This is a genomic window from Gilliamella sp. Choc6-1 (assembly GCF_001690385.1).
Taxonomy (GTDB): Bacteria; Pseudomonadota; Gammaproteobacteria; order Enterobacterales; family Orbaceae; genus Gilliamella; species Gilliamella apicola_A.
Map to the genome: position 1 here is coordinate 1 of NZ_LZHI01000068.1, position 20,467 is coordinate 20,467.

17 protein-coding genes and 1 pseudogene are annotated in these 20,467 nt (G+C 34.9%); 8 read left to right on the forward strand and 10 right to left on the reverse strand.

Annotated elements, in window-relative coordinates; all coding sequences use genetic code 11:
• Positions 1 to 3,941: toxin VasX (locus A9G36_RS09455; protein WP_141670645.1), on the reverse strand; the 3,941-nt coding region annotated here is incomplete at its 3' end.
• Between the two features lie 78 nt (positions 3,942 to 4,019).
• Positions 4,020 to 4,487 carry a hypothetical protein gene (locus A9G36_RS09460; RefSeq protein WP_065569533.1) on the reverse strand — a complete coding sequence of 156 codons (468 nt, stop codon included), beginning with the start codon at positions 4,485 to 4,487 and terminating at the stop codon, positions 4,020 to 4,022.
• Between the two features lie 438 nt (positions 4,488 to 4,925).
• Here A9G36_RS09460 and A9G36_RS09465 point away from each other — a divergent pair, with 438 nt between their 5' ends.
• The 5 genes from A9G36_RS09465 (at position 4,926) to rpmE (ending at position 8,833) form a co-directional block, all read left to right on the forward strand.
• Positions 4,926 to 5,387, forward strand: coding sequence for a DUF721 domain-containing protein (locus A9G36_RS09465; RefSeq protein ID WP_065569534.1), 462 nt, complete (start codon positions 4,926 to 4,928; stop codon positions 5,385 to 5,387).
• Positions 5,388 to 5,449: 62 nt separating this feature from the next.
• Positions 5,450 to 5,848 (forward strand): YhcB family protein, encoded by a 399-nt coding sequence (locus A9G36_RS09470; protein ID WP_051825300.1) that lies wholly within the window; start codon positions 5,450 to 5,452, stop codon positions 5,846 to 5,848.
• Positions 5,849 to 5,920: 72 nt separating this feature from the next.
• On the forward strand, positions 5,921 to 7,294 hold the full coding sequence (locus tag A9G36_RS09475) for a Do family serine endopeptidase (RefSeq protein WP_034946696.1): 1,374 nt from the start codon (positions 5,921 to 5,923) through the stop codon (positions 7,292 to 7,294).
• 129 nt (positions 7,295 to 7,423) lie between these two features.
• Entirely contained in the window at positions 7,424 to 8,476 is a 1,053-nt protein-coding gene (gene degS / locus A9G36_RS09480; protein ID WP_034946699.1) for an outer membrane-stress sensor serine endopeptidase DegS, read from the forward strand.
• 141 nt (positions 8,477 to 8,617) lie between these two features.
• The gene (gene rpmE, locus A9G36_RS09485; protein WP_034946702.1) at positions 8,618 to 8,833 is read left to right on the forward strand and encodes a 50S ribosomal protein L31; all 216 of its coding nucleotides are present in this window, start codon (positions 8,618 to 8,620) and stop codon (positions 8,831 to 8,833) included.
• A 106-nt stretch (positions 8,834 to 8,939) separates the two neighbouring features.
• Here the strand turns inward: rpmE and metJ are convergent, their stop codons facing one another.
• Entirely contained in the window at positions 8,940 to 9,257 is a 318-nt protein-coding gene (gene metJ / locus A9G36_RS09490; protein ID WP_034946705.1) for a met regulon transcriptional regulator MetJ, read from the reverse strand.
• A gap of 177 nt (positions 9,258 to 9,434) precedes the next feature.
• On the opposite strand from metJ, the gene metB reads away from it, so the two are divergent.
• Complete coding sequence (metB, locus tag A9G36_RS09495) at positions 9,435 to 10,619, forward strand: cystathionine gamma-synthase (RefSeq protein WP_051825302.1); 1,185 nt, start codon at positions 9,435 to 9,437, stop codon at positions 10,617 to 10,619.
• A gap of 177 nt (positions 10,620 to 10,796) precedes the next feature.
• On the opposite strand, the gene citX is transcribed toward metB, so the two are convergent.
• The 7 genes and pseudogenes from citX to A9G36_RS09530 form a co-directional block, all read right to left on the reverse strand.
• Positions 10,797 to 11,336 carry a citrate lyase holo-[acyl-carrier protein] synthase gene (citX, locus tag A9G36_RS09500; RefSeq protein WP_034946708.1) on the reverse strand — a complete coding sequence of 180 codons (540 nt, stop codon included), beginning with the start codon at positions 11,334 to 11,336 and terminating at the stop codon, positions 10,797 to 10,799.
• A gap of 69 nt (positions 11,337 to 11,405) precedes the next feature.
• The gene (citF, locus tag A9G36_RS09505; RefSeq protein ID WP_065569535.1) at positions 11,406 to 12,935 is read right to left on the reverse strand and encodes a citrate lyase subunit alpha; all 1,530 of its coding nucleotides are present in this window, start codon (positions 12,933 to 12,935) and stop codon (positions 11,406 to 11,408) included.
• A gap of 12 nt (positions 12,936 to 12,947) precedes the next feature.
• The gene (gene citE / locus A9G36_RS09510) at positions 12,948 to 13,835 is read right to left on the reverse strand and encodes a citrate (pro-3S)-lyase subunit beta (protein WP_065569536.1); all 888 of its coding nucleotides are present in this window, start codon (positions 13,833 to 13,835) and stop codon (positions 12,948 to 12,950) included.
• Positions 13,832 to 14,122, reverse strand: coding sequence for a citrate lyase acyl carrier protein (gene citD, locus A9G36_RS09515; protein WP_034946714.1), 291 nt, complete (start codon positions 14,120 to 14,122; stop codon positions 13,832 to 13,834). The genes citE and citD overlap by 4 nt, the downstream gene beginning before the upstream one ends.
• Complete coding sequence (gene citC / locus A9G36_RS09520; protein WP_065585662.1) at positions 14,123 to 15,178, reverse strand: [citrate (pro-3S)-lyase] ligase; 1,056 nt, start codon at positions 15,176 to 15,178, stop codon at positions 14,123 to 14,125. It abuts the gene before it with no gap.
• Positions 15,179 to 15,186: 8 nt separating this feature from the next.
• Positions 15,187 to 16,029, reverse strand: coding sequence for a fumarylacetoacetate hydrolase family protein (locus A9G36_RS09525; protein ID WP_034946717.1), 843 nt, complete (start codon positions 16,027 to 16,029; stop codon positions 15,187 to 15,189).
• Positions 16,030 to 16,127: 98 nt separating this feature from the next.
• Positions 16,128 to 17,414, reverse strand: a pseudogene (locus tag A9G36_RS09530) (2-hydroxycarboxylate transporter family protein); the annotation flags it as partial.
• Positions 17,415 to 17,694: 280 nt separating this feature from the next.
• Here A9G36_RS09530 and A9G36_RS09535 point away from each other — a divergent pair.
• Together A9G36_RS09535 and A9G36_RS09540 are read left to right on the forward strand one after the other, a co-directional pair.
• A complete protein-coding gene (locus A9G36_RS09535; RefSeq protein WP_065569538.1) occupies positions 17,695 to 19,284 on the forward strand; it encodes an ATP-binding protein in 1,590 nt (529 codons plus the stop codon).
• Between the two features lie 21 nt (positions 19,285 to 19,305).
• Positions 19,306 to 19,998 (forward strand): response regulator, encoded by a 693-nt coding sequence (locus A9G36_RS09540; protein ID WP_034947061.1) that lies wholly within the window; start codon positions 19,306 to 19,308, stop codon positions 19,996 to 19,998.
• Positions 19,999 to 20,467 lie beyond the last annotated feature (469 nt).

Consider the following 20,467-nt stretch of genomic DNA (forward strand, 5'->3'; position numbering starts at 1 on the left):
GTGACTTTAGTGGGCGCACTATTTTTTAGATTTTGTTGACCTTCTTTCCCCAAATCGCTTGCATTCACTTCATGGTGGGCGGTTTGGCAAAGTCCTTTTCGGGATGCCAAATAAAAATCTTGCTCGGATAGGTAGTTGCCCGTATCACTAATGGGGTAAGGTGGGTATAAGTCATTGCGAGCTAGGTTGCCAAATATGGAGCGGTTTATCCATTTGTCCATTTCGTCCCATTGGCTGCCGTCGTCGTAAGTGCCAAATAGAAAATTAAGAATAAATGGCGCTAAAACTAAAACCAGCCCCCATGGTCCAGACAACGCAAACGATAACCCCAATCCGGCTATTGCAAAACCAATACAAGAACTGACCATAAAACTAACGGCGCCAACATCACCCCGGGCTAATGCTTTATTGGCACGACAGATATCATTTAAGCTATCCACCAATGCCAATACTTTACCTGCTGCGCCAACAAAGTTCCCTGCTTTACCTAGCTTATTGAGTACTTTTAATAAGCTTTCGTTACGTTCACCAAAAAGAGCCGCCAGTTTGATGCCGGAGATTGCCGCTTCAGATGCCGTTAGGGCTATATCTAAATAAGTCCTAAATAAGGCTTTTGATACTTTATCAATTAAGACTGAATCGGTTAGTGTGCTCAGTTTTTCCTGTAAATTCTTAATTTGAATATGCTGATAAGCTAACGTCAATACATTAACAATACCCGTCGCTGAGGTGTCTAATACAGTACTTCGCCACTGGCTTTCTGCTTTCAATTTAGCTGATTGCAATTCATCATAACTAATTACATGGGCTTCTTTAAACTTTTCTACTTTGGCTGTGCCCTGACTGGTGGTCATGGTGCTTTCAAAGTTGAGCCGCTGTGCATCACAACCAAAGGTCATGAGTAAATTAAGCTCTACGTGTTGTCCTTGTGCTTTTTTAATGTCTAGACTTTTTAAAACAAATTTTTCTTGGGTTGCAAAATAACGACCTTGAATTTTTTTCCCTGCTGAGGTAACAAGTTTGCCGCCTCGCTCCGTTGGGAAGACCACTTTGGCGCTATTGCCTAAGGTGTCTAAAAATGCCTGCAAATTACTTACCGGTACCTTTACGGTGTATTGTTTATGCGTTGCGGTGGTAAACATATTCATTGCTTGGATTAGGTGCTTGTCAGCAATGGCAGTATTTAGCTTGTAAGTTGAATTGTGGGATAACGTTTTGACTATGTTGGTCATTGAGAGCTTAACCAGCTCTTCAGTTAAGTAAGCCCCTACGGTGACATTTTCTTTAATTTTTAAGTTCATTATCGGGTCGGCTAAATCTAACACCGTTTTTATGCCCGATAGCGGGTTGGCAACCTCGGCTGTTTGTGCTTCACTATTTGTGTCATTTTTTGCTAATATCGCTTTTACTTCGGCCGTTAGTTGTTTGTCAGCTTCGCTCACATTACCAGAGGCAACATTAAATAGGGTATAGCTTCCTTCTTTGCCCTCAATGAAATGATGATAAATACTCGTTTCATTATTTATTAATAGTGTCCATAACTCCGCTTGTTTGTCTAAATAAAGACTGCCAATAAAATCATTATCTAAAATAATATGTAAACTTGATAAAGCATTTAGATGCCGGTCTGAGGTATCTGGGGCACATTCGTCTAACCAAAATGGCAGGGTGTTTTTTTCACCAAATAGCCATAACACATAATTGAAGTAATCGTTAGAGACCTTTTCCACATAGGTAACTAAATTTTGGTACAGTGTTTTATTTAATGCGTGGTATTGACTATAAGAAGCTTCGTTTAACCGTTTGGATTCTTTTTTACTCCAAGCTTCATCCCTTCGCCATTCGGCAAGGATATTTTTAGCATTGGGGTACCTGACAACAACAACATCATAGTCATCACCATGGATAGGGCTATCGCTATTTTGTTTATAAAGCGCTAAGATTTTCTGTTTTTGCTCAGCGCTAATCTTAACTCGTTGATAATCGCCTAATGGCGGATTGTTGGTTGAATATCCAACCCCTTTATTACTTAGGTACCTAAAATAAAAATACTTGGCTGTTAAGCTCATGGCTGCTTCATAAGCTACGCCATTTAACGGTAAGCCATTTTCTGCGGCAAATTCACGCTCACCAATAACATCTAACACGGTAATTTCATCAAGGTAAATCTGGTCTGGTGTACCGGTGTTGGGTCTCATGTTTGGGTTATAGTGATTTTTTAGCTCATCTATTGCCGCCCTTCTTTTTCTGAGCGTTAATTCATCTTTATTTACTGAATCTTTATAAAACGCAAATAAAATACATTCCGATGCCTCGGTGGGTTGATGATTTATTTTTAAGATATCTTTATAACTTTCTATGCTGTTATATTGATTACGGGCATAGCTTGTTTCGGGTTTAAAGTAAAGAAAAGGTCTATCATTGTTTGCTTGTGATTGTTGCTTGCTAAAATAATTTTGAATTGCTTTGGTTCGTGGACCGGCTAAATTTGCAGCTACTTTTGTACGTACGTTGCCCTCAGATTTATGCTCTAACCAACCCTGAGGCGGGGTGCTAAATCGTAAATAGTTAGGGGTGCTATTAATCTCTTTATACTGCTGGTTATAACTGAGATCTAAAATATTTTCAGCATAAAACGATTTGATGATATCAGGGTCGATATCGTTGCCTATTTCGTCTTTACCTTCAAGAATAATTTTCTCGGTGGTTTTACCCAAATTTGCGCTTAATCTTTTTTGTAAAGCAATCACCTGTTCTTGACTGCGACCCGCTAATCCATTGACTATCGGCGCTAATAGCTGTCTGCGTTGGACTGAAAGCTCTTCGGCTAGTCCAAAGCTGTCTTCCACCAGTATGACCCCAATTTCATCGGTTTTGTAATTTGAATGCTCTCGTGCTTCACTTCGATAGCTGTTTATGGTTTGTTCAAATTCTTTATGCACGCCACCGACCGCTTTTCTTAATGAGTTAAAATGGCTAGCCGTGCAAAATAAGGTGCTAAAATGACGCAGTACTTCTTCAGTGGTGTTGTTAATTAAATCGTCTAAATTCACTTTTTGGGCATAAAACACCCCTTTGCCTATCTCTTTATTGGCTGAGGTATTTAGTGCCGTTGTTTTTGCTTTTAATGATTTTTGATATGCCGTTTGTTGTTCTTTATCAAAATAGTCAAGTACTTCTTTATCGCTGCATTCAAGTTCAAGCAAGTAACGTTCTTGTGTGCCTGTATGCATAAAGTCGTTAAATGAAAAACTGCGTTTTTGAGATGCCGCCATCTCTTCTGGTTTGGTTTGGGTTAAATCAATTTCAGTAAAACGCTGTTTGCGTTTGTCTTCGTTTTGACGATAATATTCAACCGTTTTTTTATCCCAACGGTAAGAACTGTAGGCTACCCACGCTTTGTCATAAATTTTATTGTCTATTGTGATAAATTTCGCTTTAAATTGATGCCCTTCTTCAATACACGATGTTGGTAGCGCTTTGGGGCGTGAACCTTTGACGTTTCTAAACTCTCTTAAGCGAAAAGCACCTGAATTGGTCACTTCAAATACACTCACTTTTAACAGGTCTAGGTTAGTACCTTGCCATTCTTTTACCGATTTATTTTTTTGTAATAATAGATAGACATAACCTTCTCTTAAGGTTCGATAAGCATATTTAAAATGGGTTAGCGCTTCTTCTGGCTCTCGGTCTGTTAGGGATAACATACCTTTGTCCCATTCAATCCCTTTAAAGTTTTTAGGTACCACACTTTTTCTAACTAAAAAAAGAGGAAAGCCCTTTTTTTGGCATGCACCACATTTACCATTGTTCAACACCATGTTTTCCTTGGCTTCATTAATCAGCTCAGGGGTTACAACTGGTGGCTCGTTATTGGCTTGAAGATCGTTGTCGTTAAATTCTGAGTTAGTATTGTTAATCTTTGTATTGTTTGCATCCATTTTATTTCCTTAGTTATTTTTATAGTTATTAAATAATCTTTGAAACGTTAAGTTTAAAATACATTGTGATAATAGCCTTTACGTGTGAAAAGCAATATGATTGTTCATAATAGGGATTTTTTTATGTTGGTACTGAGCACTATATTGTATTGAATCAAAAAAAGTAGTTTGAGCAGAGATATCATTTTTAGTCGATTGATTGAGCAAGGATTGTAATGTATTTACCTCGATATTTTTCTTTAAAAGATCAATCATAATTAGAGGTAAGTAACGCAATAATCGATAAAATAACAAGGGCTGTTTAGCTACAACAATATTTTTTTGTCGATAACGCTGTTGTAATTGTTGCTGATGGAGATTGCTAAATTTATCCGTTTTCCAAACGGCGTGATAGCATCGGCTCAATAATGTTTTTTTTCCAATACATAAATGAAACCATACCAATGTGGTTTTAGCTTTTTCTTTTAGAAAGAGTAGATAATTGTTAAGTAATGCGAAGCTAGTTAAAAAGAATAATTGCCTTGCTCGTTGTTGTATTATATCCATGCTGATTTTAATAATCTTATTTTTAACTTTTTATTACTAGTATTGAATAATTAACATAGGTAATTTTTTGTTCGTCATAAACTACGTGATTTTTGGACATTATGCAATCTTTATTTATTCATTTATTCTTTAATTAAATTAGTTGGATAGCTTGAAAAAAGCGGTAATTAAGTTGATTTTTCCCTTATTTTTAATAAAGTTATCATTTTTTGTTTTGTTAATGTAGTTAATAATTTTAAAATTTATTTTTTATTAATCTAAGCGTTATTCTAGGCGTGAATTTATTATAAGATTAATGAAATTTTTATTTAATAATGCGTAAATATAATTTTTTGGTAAGACATTTTTTAACAATTAGGGTAAATTATTAAGTTATTAGTTGTACGATTTTTGATGAAATTTATTACTCTTGATCGATAACGGATTATAGGATTACATATGCGTGATAACGAACCACAGGTATTAATGTCAATATTGACACAAGACACATGTTTGTCACAAATTAAGGAAAGAGTTTCTGCATTAAATCAATTGTCTTATGTCGTTAACGAGTTGTTACCTTCACCATTAAATCAACAGTGTCGGGTGTCAAATTATCGTCAAGGAGTATTAATTATTGAAGTGAGTTCAGCTAGTTGGCTAACGCGATTAAAATATGAACAAAGCAATTTGTTGTCAGGCATTCGTAAAAAACTTTTGCCTTCTTTATCTTCTATTCAATATCGAATTAACCCAGATATATTGATAATGCCATTACCACGCACCGAAAAATCAAAAAAAATAAATAATAATAAAAATTATATGACGATTAATAGTGCTAAATATTTATACACTTTAGCACAACAAGCACCCGATAAATTAAAAAAACAATTGATTAAACTTGCTAACCATGCAAAATAAGCGCAGAGATTTGAGTACGATTTTTTATGCAATTTTATTATGAATAAATACAAGGAGTAAATATGGACAAAGATATAGTGATCTACCTTATTATTGGTTTTGCCGTAGGGTTTATTATCAGTTTTATTATTATGAATGTGATAAGCCCTAAAGCACGTAAGTATGCAAGTGTAAAACGCGAACTTGAGCAAGCGCAAGAAGAGTTGAAAACCCAAAAGCAGATCATTGCTAAACATTTTTCACACAGTGCAGAAATTTTAGATAATATGGCAAAAGATTTTCGACGCCTTTATCAACACATGGCAGAAAATTCTCAACAAATTATTGGTAATGATAATATACCCAATATTCGGATTGATTCAGAACCTAACGCGGATACCCAAAATAATTTGGTTTTTGAAAAACAGCCCAAAGATTATTCTGAAACCCCTCCAAATTTGTTTAAAACAAATGAAAAGTAATATCGATTTCGTTTTTTATATTAATTGGATCTTTCGTAAATATTATATTTTTTGAATAGTGAGAGTTGTAAAATGAACAATTCATTAAAAAAACAAAAAAAATTGTTAGGTGTAATTGCATTAAGTATCAGTATGAGCTTGTCCGTTTTTTCAAATGCTCATGCAAGCTTTTCAGCTACTCAATCCGCTGATAATACTGAAGTACCAAGTTTAGCACCTATGTTAGAAACCGTATTACCTTCCGTGGTGAGTATTAAAGTGGAAGGTGTGGCAAAAATGCAAAATACGATGCCAGAAGAATTTAGACGTTTTTTTGGCTATCCTGAAAATCAATCAAGAGCATTTACTGGTCAAGGTTCTGGTGTCATTATCGATGCAGAAAAAGGGTATGTGGTAACCAATAATCATGTTATTGAAAATGCAGATAAGATTACAATTAATTTAAACGATGGACATGAATATACCGCAAAATTGATTGGTAAAGATCCACAAAGTGATATTGCGTTACTTAAAGTCGAAAATGCTAAAAAGCTAGTATCCATTAAAATTGCAGATTCCGATAAATTACGAGTTGGTGATTATGTTGTCGCTATTGGTAATCCATTTGGTATTGGTCAAACAGTAACTTCTGGTATTATTTCAGCTCTGGCTCGTAGTGGACTTAGTATGAGTGGTTTTGAAAATTTTATTCAGACCGATGCGTCAATTAATCGTGGTAATTCTGGTGGTGCACTCGTTAATTTAAAGGGTGAATTAGTTGGTATTAATACGGCGATTATTGCACCAAGTGGTGGCAATGTAGGTATAGGTTTTGCAATACCAAGCAATATGGTTAAAAACTTAGCATTCCAACTTATTGAATTTGGCGAAGTGAAGCGTGGTGTGTTAGGTATTAAAGGTAATGAGTTAACCTCTGATATTGCCAAAGCTTTTGATATTGATGTGCAAAAAGGCGCTTTTGTTAGTGAGGTTATTGATGATTCCGCTGCGAAAGAAGCAGGTATTAAATCTGGTGATGTGATTATTTCTATGGACGGTAAACCTGTAGATAGCTTTGCTGAATTGCGTGCCAAAATTGCAACAACTGGGGCTGATCGTATCGTTAAATTAGGTTTAATTCGAGACGGTAAAAAAATTACGGTTGATGTTAAATTGAAACACAGTGATGAATCGAATACCGAGGCAAGATCACTTCATCGTTCACTTGAGGGGGCAATCTTAAGCAATGGAGAAGTTAAAGGTCAAAAAGGAGTATTAATTGAAAGTATTGCTAAAGGTTCAGCCGCTTCTCGGTTAAGTTTGCAAGAAGGCGATTTGATTACTGGTGTAAACAAAGAGCGTGTGAATAATATTGCTGATCTTCGTAAGATTATTGATAGTAAGCCGTCAGCCATTGCATTAAATATTATCCGTGGAAATAGCCGATTATATTTAATTCTTCGCTAAGTTTTATTAGTCATTATCGCTATTTTCTTCTTTTCGCCGGTGTTTTCACATCGGCGGAAATCGTCAATTTTAACATTTAGATAGATGTGTTAGAATCTGCCTACGTTCTTTTTTATAATCTAAATAATCATGCTTAAAAAAATCTTATGGCCAATATTGATTGGAGCCGTTTTAGCACTCGTTCTTTTGATTATTTTTCCGACTTTACGTAATGGAACTCAATCGAGCTTTTCAAGATCACTTTTTGATAATGCGCCAATAAGTTACTATGATGCAGTTAGAACAGCTGCACCTGCTGTGGTTAATATTTATAGCCGTTCGGTTAATGCCGTTTCTCATCAATCACAAAATAGTGCCATTACGCCTCTTGGATCGGGCGTGATTATTAATAATCAAGGTTATATCATTACCAATTATCATGTTATCGAGGGAGCAGAACAAATTATTGTTGCCTTGCAAGACGGACGAATTTTTGAAGCACTCTCAGCAGGGGCTGATAAGCTTGTGGATATTGCTGTGCTTAAAATAGAAGCAACGAATATCCCAACTATTCATATCAATACCTCGCGCGAACCCAAAATTGGAGATGTCGTTTTAGCTATCGGTAATCCTTATAATATTGGGCAAACAATTACTCAAGGTATCATTAGTGCAACAGGCCGTGACGGATTAAGTCCTTATCGACGACAGAATTTTATTCAAACTGATGCTTCAATTAATCATGGTAATTCTGGCGGTGCTCTTGTTAATACTAAAGGTGAATTAGTCGGTATTAATACCCTTACTTTTGCTAAAAATTTAGGCAATGAAGTCCCTGAAGGAATAGGCTTTGCAATTCCAACCGCTTTAGCAATGAAAATCATGAATAAATTAATTCAAGATGGCAAGATTATTCGCGGCTATATTGGTATTGATGGTTTAGAGTTTGCACCAACACAAAATCCAAGTGATATGCCAGTTGTGTTAGGTATTTTAGTAACAAATGTTGAAGGCCCTTCATTACAAGCAGGTATTCAAACTGATGATATTTTAGTTATGGTGAATAATAAACCTGTAAAATCGATTGTTGAAACAATGGATCAGATTGCAGAGTTGAAACCAGGCACTGTTGTCCCCATTATAGTTTTGCGAAATGGTGAAAGGATTGAGTTACAAGTGACAATCGGTCAGTTGTCTGTTTAATTAGTTTTTACTACTTGATTATCATGGCTATTGGTCGTATAATTTGCGATCTTATCATGTTATTTTAACACTTGTATGGTGTATAAATTTTGCTACTATAGCCGTTTATATAGCGATACAAACAAACTTTAGAGGCTTATTATGAAAGAAGGTATTCATCCAGAATATAAAGCAATTACTGCAACTTGTTCTTGCGGTAATGTGATTAAAACACATTCTACCATTGGTCATGATATTCACCTTGACGTATGTGGTGAATGTCATCCGTTCTATACTGGTAAACAACGTGATGTTGCAACTGGTGGACGTGTCGATAAATTCAAACAACGTTTTGCTATGGTTGGCGGTAAAAAATAATTTCCCCAAATGTACAGTTGGCATTCGTTAAAAAAGGCGCTTTATGCGTCTTTTTGCTTTCTGTAAATTAAATTAGCTAATTTTAGCCTAATTGTAATGCAATATCTTATTCATCAATTAAATCTGGGTTGATACCTAAATCCCGCATCATTTTTTGTGCTTGGCTTGGTATTCCATCTTCGCGATCTTTTTGTAAATCTTTATCACATGGTAATGGTTGACCTGTGTAAGCATGAAGAAAGGCTTCACATAATAGTTCACTGTTGGTTGCATGGCGCAAGTTATTAATTTGTCGTCTTGTACGTTCATCTGTCAATATTTTCAATACTTTTAAAGGGATTGATACTGTGATTTTTTTTACTTGCTCACTTTTTTTGCCGTGCTCTGCATAAGGGCTGATATACTCACCATTCCATTCCATCATATTTTTTTCACCGAATTACATTACAAATCATGTGGGTAATTCTAGCGTTTTTTTCATTTTGCTGCAATCTATACGCCAAGATACTTAGACGTCTAGACATGTTGACGTCCCTATTTATTGTGCTATTCTTATACAACTGATGTTTTAATAAACGCAATCTTTTCTAGGAATGATATTATGGTCAGTCAATCTAAAATTTCACGCCAATGTGCTAAGCTAAACCAGAGTACTATTGCTGTTCGTGGGGGGTTAAATACCGATGATCAGTATGGTAGTGTTGTTCCAGTCATTACACCTTCTACTTGTTATCGATATCAAGAATTTGCAAAACCAAGGGAGTTCGATTATGGGCGGAAATCAAATCCAAGTCGGCGATTAGTAGAAGAAACTGTCGCACAATTAGAAGGCGGCGCAGATGCTATTTTAACCAATTGTGGGATGTCGGCTATTCACCTTGTTAGTGTCGCTTTATTAACGCCAAATGATTTAGTTGTTGCTCCCCATGATTGTTATGGTGGTAGCTATCGCCTTTTTAATAGTTTAAGCCAAAAAGGTTACTTTAAGGTAAAATTTGTTGATCAGTCTGACTCAGCGGCCTTGCAAGAAGCACTCAGCTTACATCCTAAATTAGTATTGATTGAAACGCCTAGTAATCCATTGCTCCGTGTTGTTGATATTCAAAAAATTGCGCAACAAGCACATAATATTGGTGCTTTGGTTTTAGTCGATAATACGTTTATGACGCCTATATTACAAAAACCATTGGAACTTGGTGCTGATATTGTTACTCATTCTTGTACTAAATTTTTAAATGGTCATTCAGATCTGTTGGCAGGCATTTTGGTATTTAAAGAGCAGCAGCTTGCTTCCGATGTTTTATGGTGGGCTAATAATATTGGTACACTGACTTCATCATTCGATAGTTATCTTTTGTTACGTGGATTACGTACTCTTTCCGCTAGAGTAAGATTACAACAAGATAATGCTCAGAAAGTTGTAGAGTTTTTAGTTAACCACTCTAAGATAAAAAAAGTTTATCACCCATCTTTATCGTCAAATATTGGACACGATATTGCCCAAAAACAGCAAAAAGGGTTTGGATCACTTTTAAGCTTTGAATTAGCAGGCAACCCTGAGATTATGCCAAAATTTTTAAAAGCACTTAATATTTTCACATTAGCGCAATCTTTAGGTGGCGTTGAAAGCCTTGTTTGCCACCCTGCGACAATGACACATTCTGGAATTAGTGCAAAAGCACGTGAAACAGCAGGTATTTCAGATCAGTTATTACGAATTTCAGTTGGTCTAGAAGATATTGATGATTTATTAGCTGATTTGGAGCAGGCTCTTGCCATAATTTAAATATTGCAGAGGATAATATATAAGGATTGAGGTGATAACTTCAATCCGTAATTTATTAGCTTTCGATTACTTTTTTAGTAAAGCTTTAACCTGTTTTTGATAGTAATTAGGTTGTTATTGGACATAAAATTACTGTAGATTTATTGTTGTTGCACGTTTTAAAACTAGTGAATATTTTTATGACTGCTGAAAGTTTTGTATCTTTTTTTCTATTGCAATAAAAACTTCATTAATTGAGTGTCGTTTTGCTCGCCCACAAACTTTTGCTATGTCATCACAAACTAGGCATTGTCTTGGTTGATTTGCAAATAACACTCGAGAAAGGCTTTTTTTGGTTACTGGATCAATAACATCAATATCCCATAATCGTCCTAATGGGTGGCTATTTTCAATATTAATGCAATATTGCTTTAGCTTTTCGGCACAATAATTTATTGAAAATATGGCTTCATAACCGGTTATATCGCAATAATGTTTTTCATCAATGATAGTAATATTATTTTTTAAAAAGCATTTGTGAAGTGCTTTGATAGCTTCATTAAAAAGGTATTTTGCACCACTACTATTTTTTATAGCACCAGGAATAACTAAACTTAGTGAGATTATAGGGTGCTGATAAAGCGTCAGTACAGATTGTTGGTTAACGACCCTTTTTTCCTTGGCAAGTAACATTTGCTCTAGGCTTATTGGCGTTCCATCATCAAATTTTATTAGCATTTTATTCGTTATAAAAGCGCACTAGCCTAACATTGTTTAGTTCAATGTTAGGCTATTACTTGGTTGTGATTAGTCTTTAACTTCACGCACTACGTCAATGATTGAACCGTCGCGGTAATGAACAATTCCAACAATTTTATCTTTAAATTCAATTGGTTTGGGTTCACCTGTTAAAGAAACCGCTCTTTGATACAGCTCTTCAATGCTCATCACTGGTAAATTTGCTGCTTTTAAGCGTTCAGCAATTTCTGGACGGTTAGGATTAACTGCAATACCATGGTCGGTCACTAACACATCAACACTTTCACCTGGAGTAACTAATGTTGTCACTTTTTTAATTACAGTTGGGATACGGCTACGGATAAGTGGCGCAACAACAATTGTTAAATTTGCACCAGCCGCTGTATCACAATGACCACCAGATGCACCACGCATTACGCCGTCAGAACCAGTTAATACATTAACATTGTAATCAAGGTCAATTTCTAAAGCACTTAAAATTACAACATCGAGTTCATCAACACTTGCACCTTTCGATGCTGGGTTTGCATAAACATTAGTTGATACTTCAATGTGATCTTTATTTCTACCTAAAGATTGCCCAGCTGTACCATCAAAACTTTGAGTATCTAATAAACGTTTAACTAAGCCTTTTTCATGAAGATCAACAATACTTGCTGTGATCCCACCTAGCGCAAATGATGCTGTGATATTTTTTGCACGCATGCGATTTTCTAGAAAACGGGTTGCTGCTGTTGAAGACGCACCAGAACCTGTTTGAATCGAGAAGCCATCTTTAAAATAACCTGAATGCTCGATCACATCTGCAGCGTAACGAGCAATCATTAGTTCACGTGGGTTACTCGTAATACGCGCAGCACCTACACTAATTTTTGTTGGGTCGCCTACTTCATCAACTTTCACAATGTAGTCAACTTGATCTTGGCGAATACTTGCTGGGTGATTAGGGTAACCAACAATATCTTCTGTCAGTAATACCACTTTTTTAGCAAATTGAGCATCAACCATGGCATAGCCTAGTGCACCACATTGTGATTTACCTGATACACCGTTTGCATTACCTTGTTCATCAGCAGTTGATACAGCTAAAAATGCGATATCAATATTAATTTCGCCACTTTGGATTAGCTTTACTCGTCCGCCATGAGAATGAATATGGACTGGGTTTTCCATTAAACCATGTGAAATAGCATCCGCTAATTTTCCCCGTAATCCAGAAGTATAAATTTTAGTTATAACACCTGATTCAATATGAGGAATTAATGCTGAGTTACAACTTAGTAGCGAACTTGATGCTAAAGTTAAATTTTTAATACCTAATTTGCTAATCGTTTCAACTACTTTGTTAATAACTTTATCACCTTCACGAAAAGCGTGGTGAAAAGAGATGGTCATGCCGTCACGTAATTCGCATTTTTTAATTGCTTGTTCAATAGAATCACACAATTTGCGCGTGTATTTAGACTCATCTTTTAAATATGGTGTTGTTGCGTTAGCATCAACAAAAGGCTTAATATTCTTGAGATTAGGATGCTGTTTAAGCAAATCATCAATTTTTTTATCTATAGAAGTAGTCATTTTTTAATCCTATCAAATTTCTTTACGTACACCGGAATATTTGGCTAATTCAATCACCTTTCTAGCGCGAGCAATAATTGGTGCATCGATCATTTTGCCGTTTAGCGAAATCACACCAAGACCTTTTCTTTCACCTTCTTCAGCTGCTTCAACGACTTTTTGAGCATTTTCAACTTCAGCTGCTGTTGGGGCATACGCGTTATGTAATAGTTCAATTTGTCTTGGGTTGATAAGTGATTTACCGTTATATCCGAGTTTTTTGATTAGGCTGACTTCTTTTAAGAAGCCTTCGTCATCATTAACATTTGAATATACTACATCAAAGGCATCAATTCCCGCTACACGTGCTGCATGTAAAACAGCACAACGAGCATAAAATAGTTCAGTACCGTCACCGCGTTCAGTCTGCATGTCAACAAGGTAGTCAAATGCCGCTAATGCAATACCAATTAAACGTGGAGATGATTTAGCAATAGAAATTGCATTAACAACGCCTTGAGCAGATTCAATAGCTGCCATTAATTTAGTGCTACCAACTTCACGCCCACACTCTTTTTCGATTCGTTCAACGTGTGCTTCAAGTTCGTGGATATCTTCTGCGCTATTGGTCATTGGTAAACGTACAACATCGACACCAGCTCTAACAACAGCTTCAAGATCTTTTAAACCAAATGGAGTATCAAGTGCGTTGATTCGAACAACTGTTTCAATACCATTTTCTTTATAAATAGGAAGAAGTAAAGTTTGTGCGACTAATAAACGCGCAGAATCTTTTTCCTTAATTGAAACGGCATCTTCAAGATCAAACATAATTGAATCAGGTTTGTATACAAATGATGTCGATAACATTGCAGCATTTGCACCCGGAAGAAATAACATACTTCGACGTAATTTTTTCATAGTAATTTACTCCAATCTAAGCTTTCTTCTTCAGCACCTCGTAACACTGCACACTGTACTCTTGCTTTAATAGCACAATCTAATGCACCTTTATCATCGATAATAATTAAACCATCTGTGACGTTAAGATCATTTAAAGTTTGATCTACAACTGCTCGTATTTGATCGCCAAATTGTTTATTAACATCACTATTAATAACAACTTCGATTCCTGAATTTGGCATGACTTTCACTAACAAATCGCTCGATTCGAGAGTCCCTGCCATGGCTTCTTTTTTGATTTTCATTTAGTTACCTTTTGAACGAATTAATTTTTTGACTGAATCTAAATTTTCCGCTAGATAATTCCAAGTGGTTTCTGGAACCAATCGTTTTACCTGTTCATATTGCTCTGCAGCAAGTAGCTTTCTTACCAAAGAAGCAGATATGATATCTTGCCCTTCAACAATACGTTGTATTTCAACCAACGTGATAACTGGATAATCGCTAACTTTTTCATCCTGTAACCAATAACCCATTGATGTGTTGTATGCATTAGTGACTTTACTGTATGGTTCAGTGCCAACAAATCGATAAGTAATATTAAGGGTTGGGGCAATATAATTACGGAAAATTAATAAATCGATTCCCATGTATGCGCTATCGATCTTATCATTGTCTTTCAAAAAATATGTAGGAAATGTTGCTCTTGAAATAATATATGAAGAACTTGCATGTACTGTAACATTTTTTAAGTGTTTGGAACCTTCTTTCACCAACTGTAATCTAACATCAAACGGAAAAAGCGAAACATTTTCATTAACCACAAAAACGTGTAACCAATCACATTGGTTTGCTGCATATTCTAGTAGATGTTGATGACCTTTAGTAAAAGGGTTGGCATTCATGACAACGCTGCCAATCTTGGCTCCATCTTTACGCTGTTCGCTAAGCTGTTTGCAATATTGTTTAATGCCAACGGGTGTATTTTCCATTAACACTATTAGGTCATTTATTTCAACAATCGGATAAAATCCACATCCTTTGAAAAAATCGATATTTTCAGGTTTTGTATATAAAAATAGATGAAAATGACCTTGTTCATTAGCATATTTAATGGCGTTATCTAGCAATGTTAAGTTAAGTTGATTCCCGCGATAATTTGGGTCAATTGCAACGCATTTAATAATATTATCATCTAGACCTGCACAAGCCACAATTTTATTATCCATTCGGGCAATGATAAATGTGTCGACTTGAGGATCTAAGTCCAGATCCGATAAGGCTAATAATTGCTTTATCTGATCACGTTCTTCTAATGATTTAGATATATCTACTACTGAAAAATCGACCAAATTATACATGATGCCACCTATTTTTCTGCTACCACATAATTGGTTAAACGACCAATCCCTTTAATTTCAACTTCGATTTTATCGCCATCTTTCATAAATACCGGTGGATTACGCTTTTTACCAACTCCACCAGGTGAACCTGTAAGTATTACATCACCCGGTGATAATCGGGTAAAAGTGCTGATATAAGCAATTAATTCTGGTACTGTATGAACCAAGTTTTTTACTGAATCATGCTGCATTTCTTGATCATTTAAATATGTCGCTAATGTTAATACTGTTGGATCTGGAATTTCATCTGATGTAGTTAAACAAGGTCCAAATGCACCTGTACTTGGCCAGTTTTTACCTGCAGTAAACCAAGTATATTGCCAATCACGGATGGAGCCATCCATGTAACAACTATAGCCGGCTACATGCGATAATGCGTCTTCTGGTTTAATTCGGAAACATGATTTGCCAATAATAATCGCCAATTCACCTTCGTAATCTAACTCATTTGTAATAGCTGGTTTGATAATATTTGTTTTATGCCCAGTTTGAGAATCAGGAAAACGTACAAATAGTGTTGGTGCTGAACTTGTTTCGTTAAATTCTGCACGTTTTTCAGCATAGTTCATTCCAACACATAAAATTTTGTTTGGATTTGGAATAATAGGTAAATAAGTAACGTCTTGTTCATTAATGTCACTTGAGGCATTAAGGTAAGTTTTGGCAATAGATAACCCTTCATCATCTGCAAGCAACGATTTTAGGTCAACATATTTATCGCCTAACTTTTGACCTAAGTCAACAATGCCGTTGTCAGTAAGAAGACCAAAACTTGCTCTGCCAGAAACAAGATAACTTACAAGCTTCATGAATACTCCTTAAAAGCTGTTTGTGCTAATTGTTACTATAAAAATAAAAACAAACAACCCTAGTCAAAGCTAAGGTTGTTCTTTTATAACTCTAAAAACTATACTAGGAAATTGCCGAGAATGAGTAATGACACTGATACATTTATTGCACCACCAATACGTGTTGCGATTTGTGCAAATGGCATTAACTCCATACGTTCTGCTGCGGTTAGGATCGCTACGTCACCTGTTCCGCCTTGGCCACTTTGACAGCATGAAATAACTGCAGCATCAACAGGATACATACCAAGTTTTTTCGCTACAAAGAAACCTGTGGTTACTAAGCTTACTACTGTACAAACAATAACAACTAAATTTGTAATTGTGAATGCTTCAACAATTCTTTCCCACGGAGTGATTGCCACACCTACCGCAAATAAAATTGGATAGGTTACAGACGTTTGGAAAAATTTGTAAACAACTTGTGAACCACTCAATACTTTAGGTGAAACTCCAGATATTAGTTTAACAAAAACCGCTGCAAATAGCATCCCTACTGGTGCTGGAATACCTGTTACCTTATGGCCAATCATACCAACCATATACAGAATAGCCGCTAATAATACACCTGAAGCAAAAGTTGTTACATCAATAATAGATTCAGTTTTAGCTTCTTTTTTATCGGTAACTTCATCGTCAGCTGGTAATAGTCGACCGTTACCTGTTAAGTGTGGATAAATTTTACCTATACGGTTAAGAATACCACCACAGATAATACCGGTTAAACCACCTAACATTACGATTGGTAACACACGACCAAGCGCTTCACCTTGCTCCATACCTAAAATTGAAGCATATCCGATTGAAAGTGGAATTGCACCTTCACCAACACCACCAGCCATAATCGGTAATACTAAGAAGAAAAATGTTTCAAACGGTGTTAAACCAAGTAAATAACCAACACCAACACCAACTAACATTCCAACAATCTCACCACATACCATTGGACCAAAGATTCTTAAGAAACCTTGAATAAGGGTTTTCTTATCCATGTTCATAATACTACCAACAATGATACAACAGATGTATAAGTAAAGAATATGTGTATCTTTATAGAATTTAGTTGTTGCTTCAACAACCGATGTTGGAAGAATATTGTAATATACTAGTGCAGATGGAATAAAAGTAGCACAAATAGCCGCTGCCCCCATCTTGCCAACAATCGGTAAACGCTTCCCGATTTCACCACAAAGGAAACCAAAGAAAGCACAAGTTACTATCATAACAACAATTTCGCTAGGTAATTTACCAGTAACCAGAACTTCAGCGAAAATAAGGATACCAGCAATTATAAATAAAGGAAGCGGAATTACACCAATTTTATAATTGTCCATAAATCGCCACCAGTTATATGGCCAGCCTATTTGTTTTTCTTCAAAGTGCTTAACCTTTGATTCTTTTTCATTATGCGTTTTTCCAATTGAATTGAAATCCACCATATGTTTTTTTTCTCCAAAATAATTTGATTTTCTCGAATTTGATTGGCGCGTATCTTGACAAAAGATTGACATAAATTTTGTGATTTAAATCATATTTTAACTATGGTTTTTATGGTTTTAAAGGATCTATGTTTTTTAATGCTATGATACACTCATTCTTATTTTAATTTGAAAAGTAAATGTAAAAATGCGAAAAAAAATTCACTTCTCATTTACTACTAAGTTATTTGGTTCTCTTTTGCTCTTTTCCTTGATAATTCTTGCTCTACTGCAAAGCTATATTTGGAATACAACAGAAACAAATTTATATCGAAGTTTAGGTGAAAAAGCCCAAATTCAAGCAAAAGAATTAGCCGTTGTACCAAGCTTAATCAAATACGTTAAAGAAAAGAATACAAATAAAATAGCCGATTTTATTATTGATATTTTTCAACAAAGTGATGCTAGTTATATTGTTATAGGTGATGCTAATGCTCATCGTCTATTTCATACGGCTAACAGTCCTTTATACTCACCAATGATTGGAGGAGATAATCAGGAAGTACTTAATGGTAATAGCAGTATTACTATTAGCGAAGGTTCGCTTGGTTTAGCATTACGAGGTAAAGCACCTATTGTAGATCAAGGTAAAGTTATTGGGATTGTTTCTGTCGGTTATATGATAGATGATATCTACGCTATACATCTAACACAATTTATACCTTTTATTTTTTTCTGTTCTTTTTTATTTTTTGCTTTATTCATCTTTTCATTTTGTTTTTCAAAAGCAATCAAAACACAGATGTTTAATTTAGAACCCAAAGAAATTGCGTTATTAGTCAAAACACAAAAATCCATCATGGCGTCAATTTTTGAGGGTGTTATTGCTATCGATCTTAATTATAAAATTATAAATATTAATCAATCAGCAAGAAATATTTTAGGTATTAAAGTGAGTGATGAAGCATTGCCTAATCATGATTTGAGTGATTTTATTCAATCGACAGATATTTTTTATGGTGAAGATAAAGAAACTAAGGATCTTCATGACCATATTTGCCAGTTTAATCATATTGTTGTGATTGCTAACCGTATACGGATAATTGTTGATGATAAAATTCAAGGCTGGGTAATTACTTTCCGTAACTTTGATGAGATCAATTTATTGAGTATGCAGTTAACCCAAGTTACTCAATATGTGGATAATTTACGAGCCTTAAGACATGAGCATCTTAACTGGATGGCAACTTTATCCGGATTAATTTGTATGAAGCGTTATGATGAAGCACAATCGTTTATTGCATTACATTCAACTGACAATCAAAATAATTTAGATTTTATTACTCAGCATTTTAAAGTTCCCGCTGTATGCGGTTTATTAATTGGTAAATATTCTAAATCACATGAAATTGGTTTAAAATTAGTGTTCGATCCTGCTTGCCAATTAACTGCTTTACCCGATCTAATAACCGAAACAGAATTTATGTCAATTTTAGGTAATTTACTAGATAATGCATTTAATGCCAGTTTGCAAAATAATCTTGGTGATAAAACAATTTATCTATATTTAAGCGATGCAACTGATGAAATTGTGCTTGAGGTGAGTGATCAAGGTTGTGGTATCGATGATAGTATCCGTGATTCAATTTTCGAGCCAGGTGTTACCTCCCAAGATACTAAAGAGCATGGTATTGGCCTGCATCTTGTTTCGACTTATATCAAGAAAGCAAATGGTTATATTATATTTGAAGATAATAAACCCTATGGGACCATTTTTTCTGTTTTTATACCTAAATAGGATGAGTAAAGTATGAATGAAATAAAAGATGACATCATTAGAGCACTTATTGTTGAAGATGAACCCCTTTTAGCTGAGCTAAATGCTGAATTTATTCAAAAAGATACCAAGGTTAAAGTTATAGGTATTGCATCGAATCTTGCCGAAGCAAAAATTATGATTGAAAAACTTAAGCCAACGCTAATTTTGCTAGATAACTATTTACCTGATGGTAAGGGCATCGATCTATTTGAATATATCCTTAATAATAATTTAGATTGTTATGTAATTTTTATTACCGCAGCAAGCGATATGGATACTTGCAGTAAAGCAATTCGTTATGGCGCTTTTGATTACCTAATTAAACCCGTTTCTTATCAAAGATTGAAACACTCTTTAGAGCGTTTTGAACTTTTCTTATATCGGCAAAGTCTACAAAAACATGTTAATCAACGTAGAATTGATGAACTATTTAATTTGCAAACTAAAGATTTTGTTGATATGAATCGACACTCAAAAGGCATTGAAGAAATCACTTTACAAAAAGTTAAGGATCTTTTTATGCAAACCAATAAGCCTCAAACTGTTGATGAAATTGTTGAAAAAGCAAAAATCAGTAAAACTACAGCTAGACGATACCTTGAATATTGTGTACAGATAAAACTATTAACAGTCGAACTTAATCACGGAAAAATTGGTCGCCCAGAAAGACTTTATAAGCGATTAGGTAAATAATTGTTTTTATATTACAACCATTCCTATATATGATTGATAATTATATAAATATGCTTATTTGTTATTTTATTCTAAAAGAATTTGATGCTGGATTAAATTAATCCAACTTAGATAGCTTAAGTTTGCCTTATCAAATAAAAGGAGTAAACATAAGTTTATAAGGTAAAGTTGTTATGCCCCAAAATGATGAGATAAATAAAGATAACTTTTTATCATCAAAATTAATTATGTTGATACGCCATTTGGTAATAAATTACATATGTTACCAATTAAAGCTTGTCGTTATCACTATTTTGGTACAGATTATTTACCTAAATAATCATATAATTTTTTAAAGATAACCGTGTCAACCATAATAAAAGTGAATAAACATCGGTTATCATATCCTTTGCTCGAATAGTAGTCCTAACATTTACATAATAGAAGATTAAAAGAAAATTACCGTTTGCTCACCATTTAGCAAAAATCA

Excerpts from the sequence above, each read along its gene's own strand:
- A9G36_RS09460 (WP_065569533.1), bottom strand. The coding sequence starts at position 4,487 with ATGGATATAATACAACAACGAGCAAGGCAATTATTCTTTTTAACTAGC.
- A9G36_RS09465 (WP_065569534.1), top strand. The coding sequence starts at position 4,926 with ATGCGTGATAACGAACCACAGGTATTAATGTCAATATTGACACAAGAC.
- A9G36_RS09470 (WP_051825300.1), top strand. The coding sequence starts at position 5,450 with ATGGACAAAGATATAGTGATCTACCTTATTATTGGTTTTGCCGTAGGG.
- A9G36_RS09475 (WP_034946696.1), top strand. The coding sequence starts at position 5,921 with ATGAACAATTCATTAAAAAAACAAAAAAAATTGTTAGGTGTAATTGCA.
- degS (WP_034946699.1), top strand. The coding sequence starts at position 7,424 with ATGCTTAAAAAAATCTTATGGCCAATATTGATTGGAGCCGTTTTAGCA.
- rpmE (WP_034946702.1), top strand. The coding sequence starts at position 8,618 with ATGAAAGAAGGTATTCATCCAGAATATAAAGCAATTACTGCAACTTGT.
- metJ (WP_034946705.1), bottom strand. The coding sequence starts at position 9,257 with ATGATGGAATGGAATGGTGAGTATATCAGCCCTTATGCAGAGCACGGC.
- metB (WP_051825302.1), top strand. The coding sequence starts at position 9,435 with ATGGTCAGTCAATCTAAAATTTCACGCCAATGTGCTAAGCTAAACCAG.
- citX (WP_034946708.1), bottom strand. The coding sequence starts at position 11,336 with ATGCTAATAAAATTTGATGATGGAACGCCAATAAGCCTAGAGCAAATG.
- citF (WP_065569535.1), bottom strand. The coding sequence starts at position 12,935 with ATGACTACTTCTATAGATAAAAAAATTGATGATTTGCTTAAACAGCAT.
- citE (WP_065569536.1), bottom strand. The coding sequence starts at position 13,835 with ATGAAAAAATTACGTCGAAGTATGTTATTTCTTCCGGGTGCAAATGCT.
- citD (WP_034946714.1), bottom strand. The coding sequence starts at position 14,122 with ATGAAAATCAAAAAAGAAGCCATGGCAGGGACTCTCGAATCGAGCGAT.
- citC (WP_065585662.1), bottom strand. The coding sequence starts at position 15,178 with ATGTATAATTTGGTCGATTTTTCAGTAGTAGATATATCTAAATCATTA.
- A9G36_RS09525 (WP_034946717.1), bottom strand. The coding sequence starts at position 16,029 with ATGAAGCTTGTAAGTTATCTTGTTTCTGGCAGAGCAAGTTTTGGTCTT.
- A9G36_RS09535 (WP_065569538.1), top strand. The coding sequence starts at position 17,695 with ATGCGAAAAAAAATTCACTTCTCATTTACTACTAAGTTATTTGGTTCT.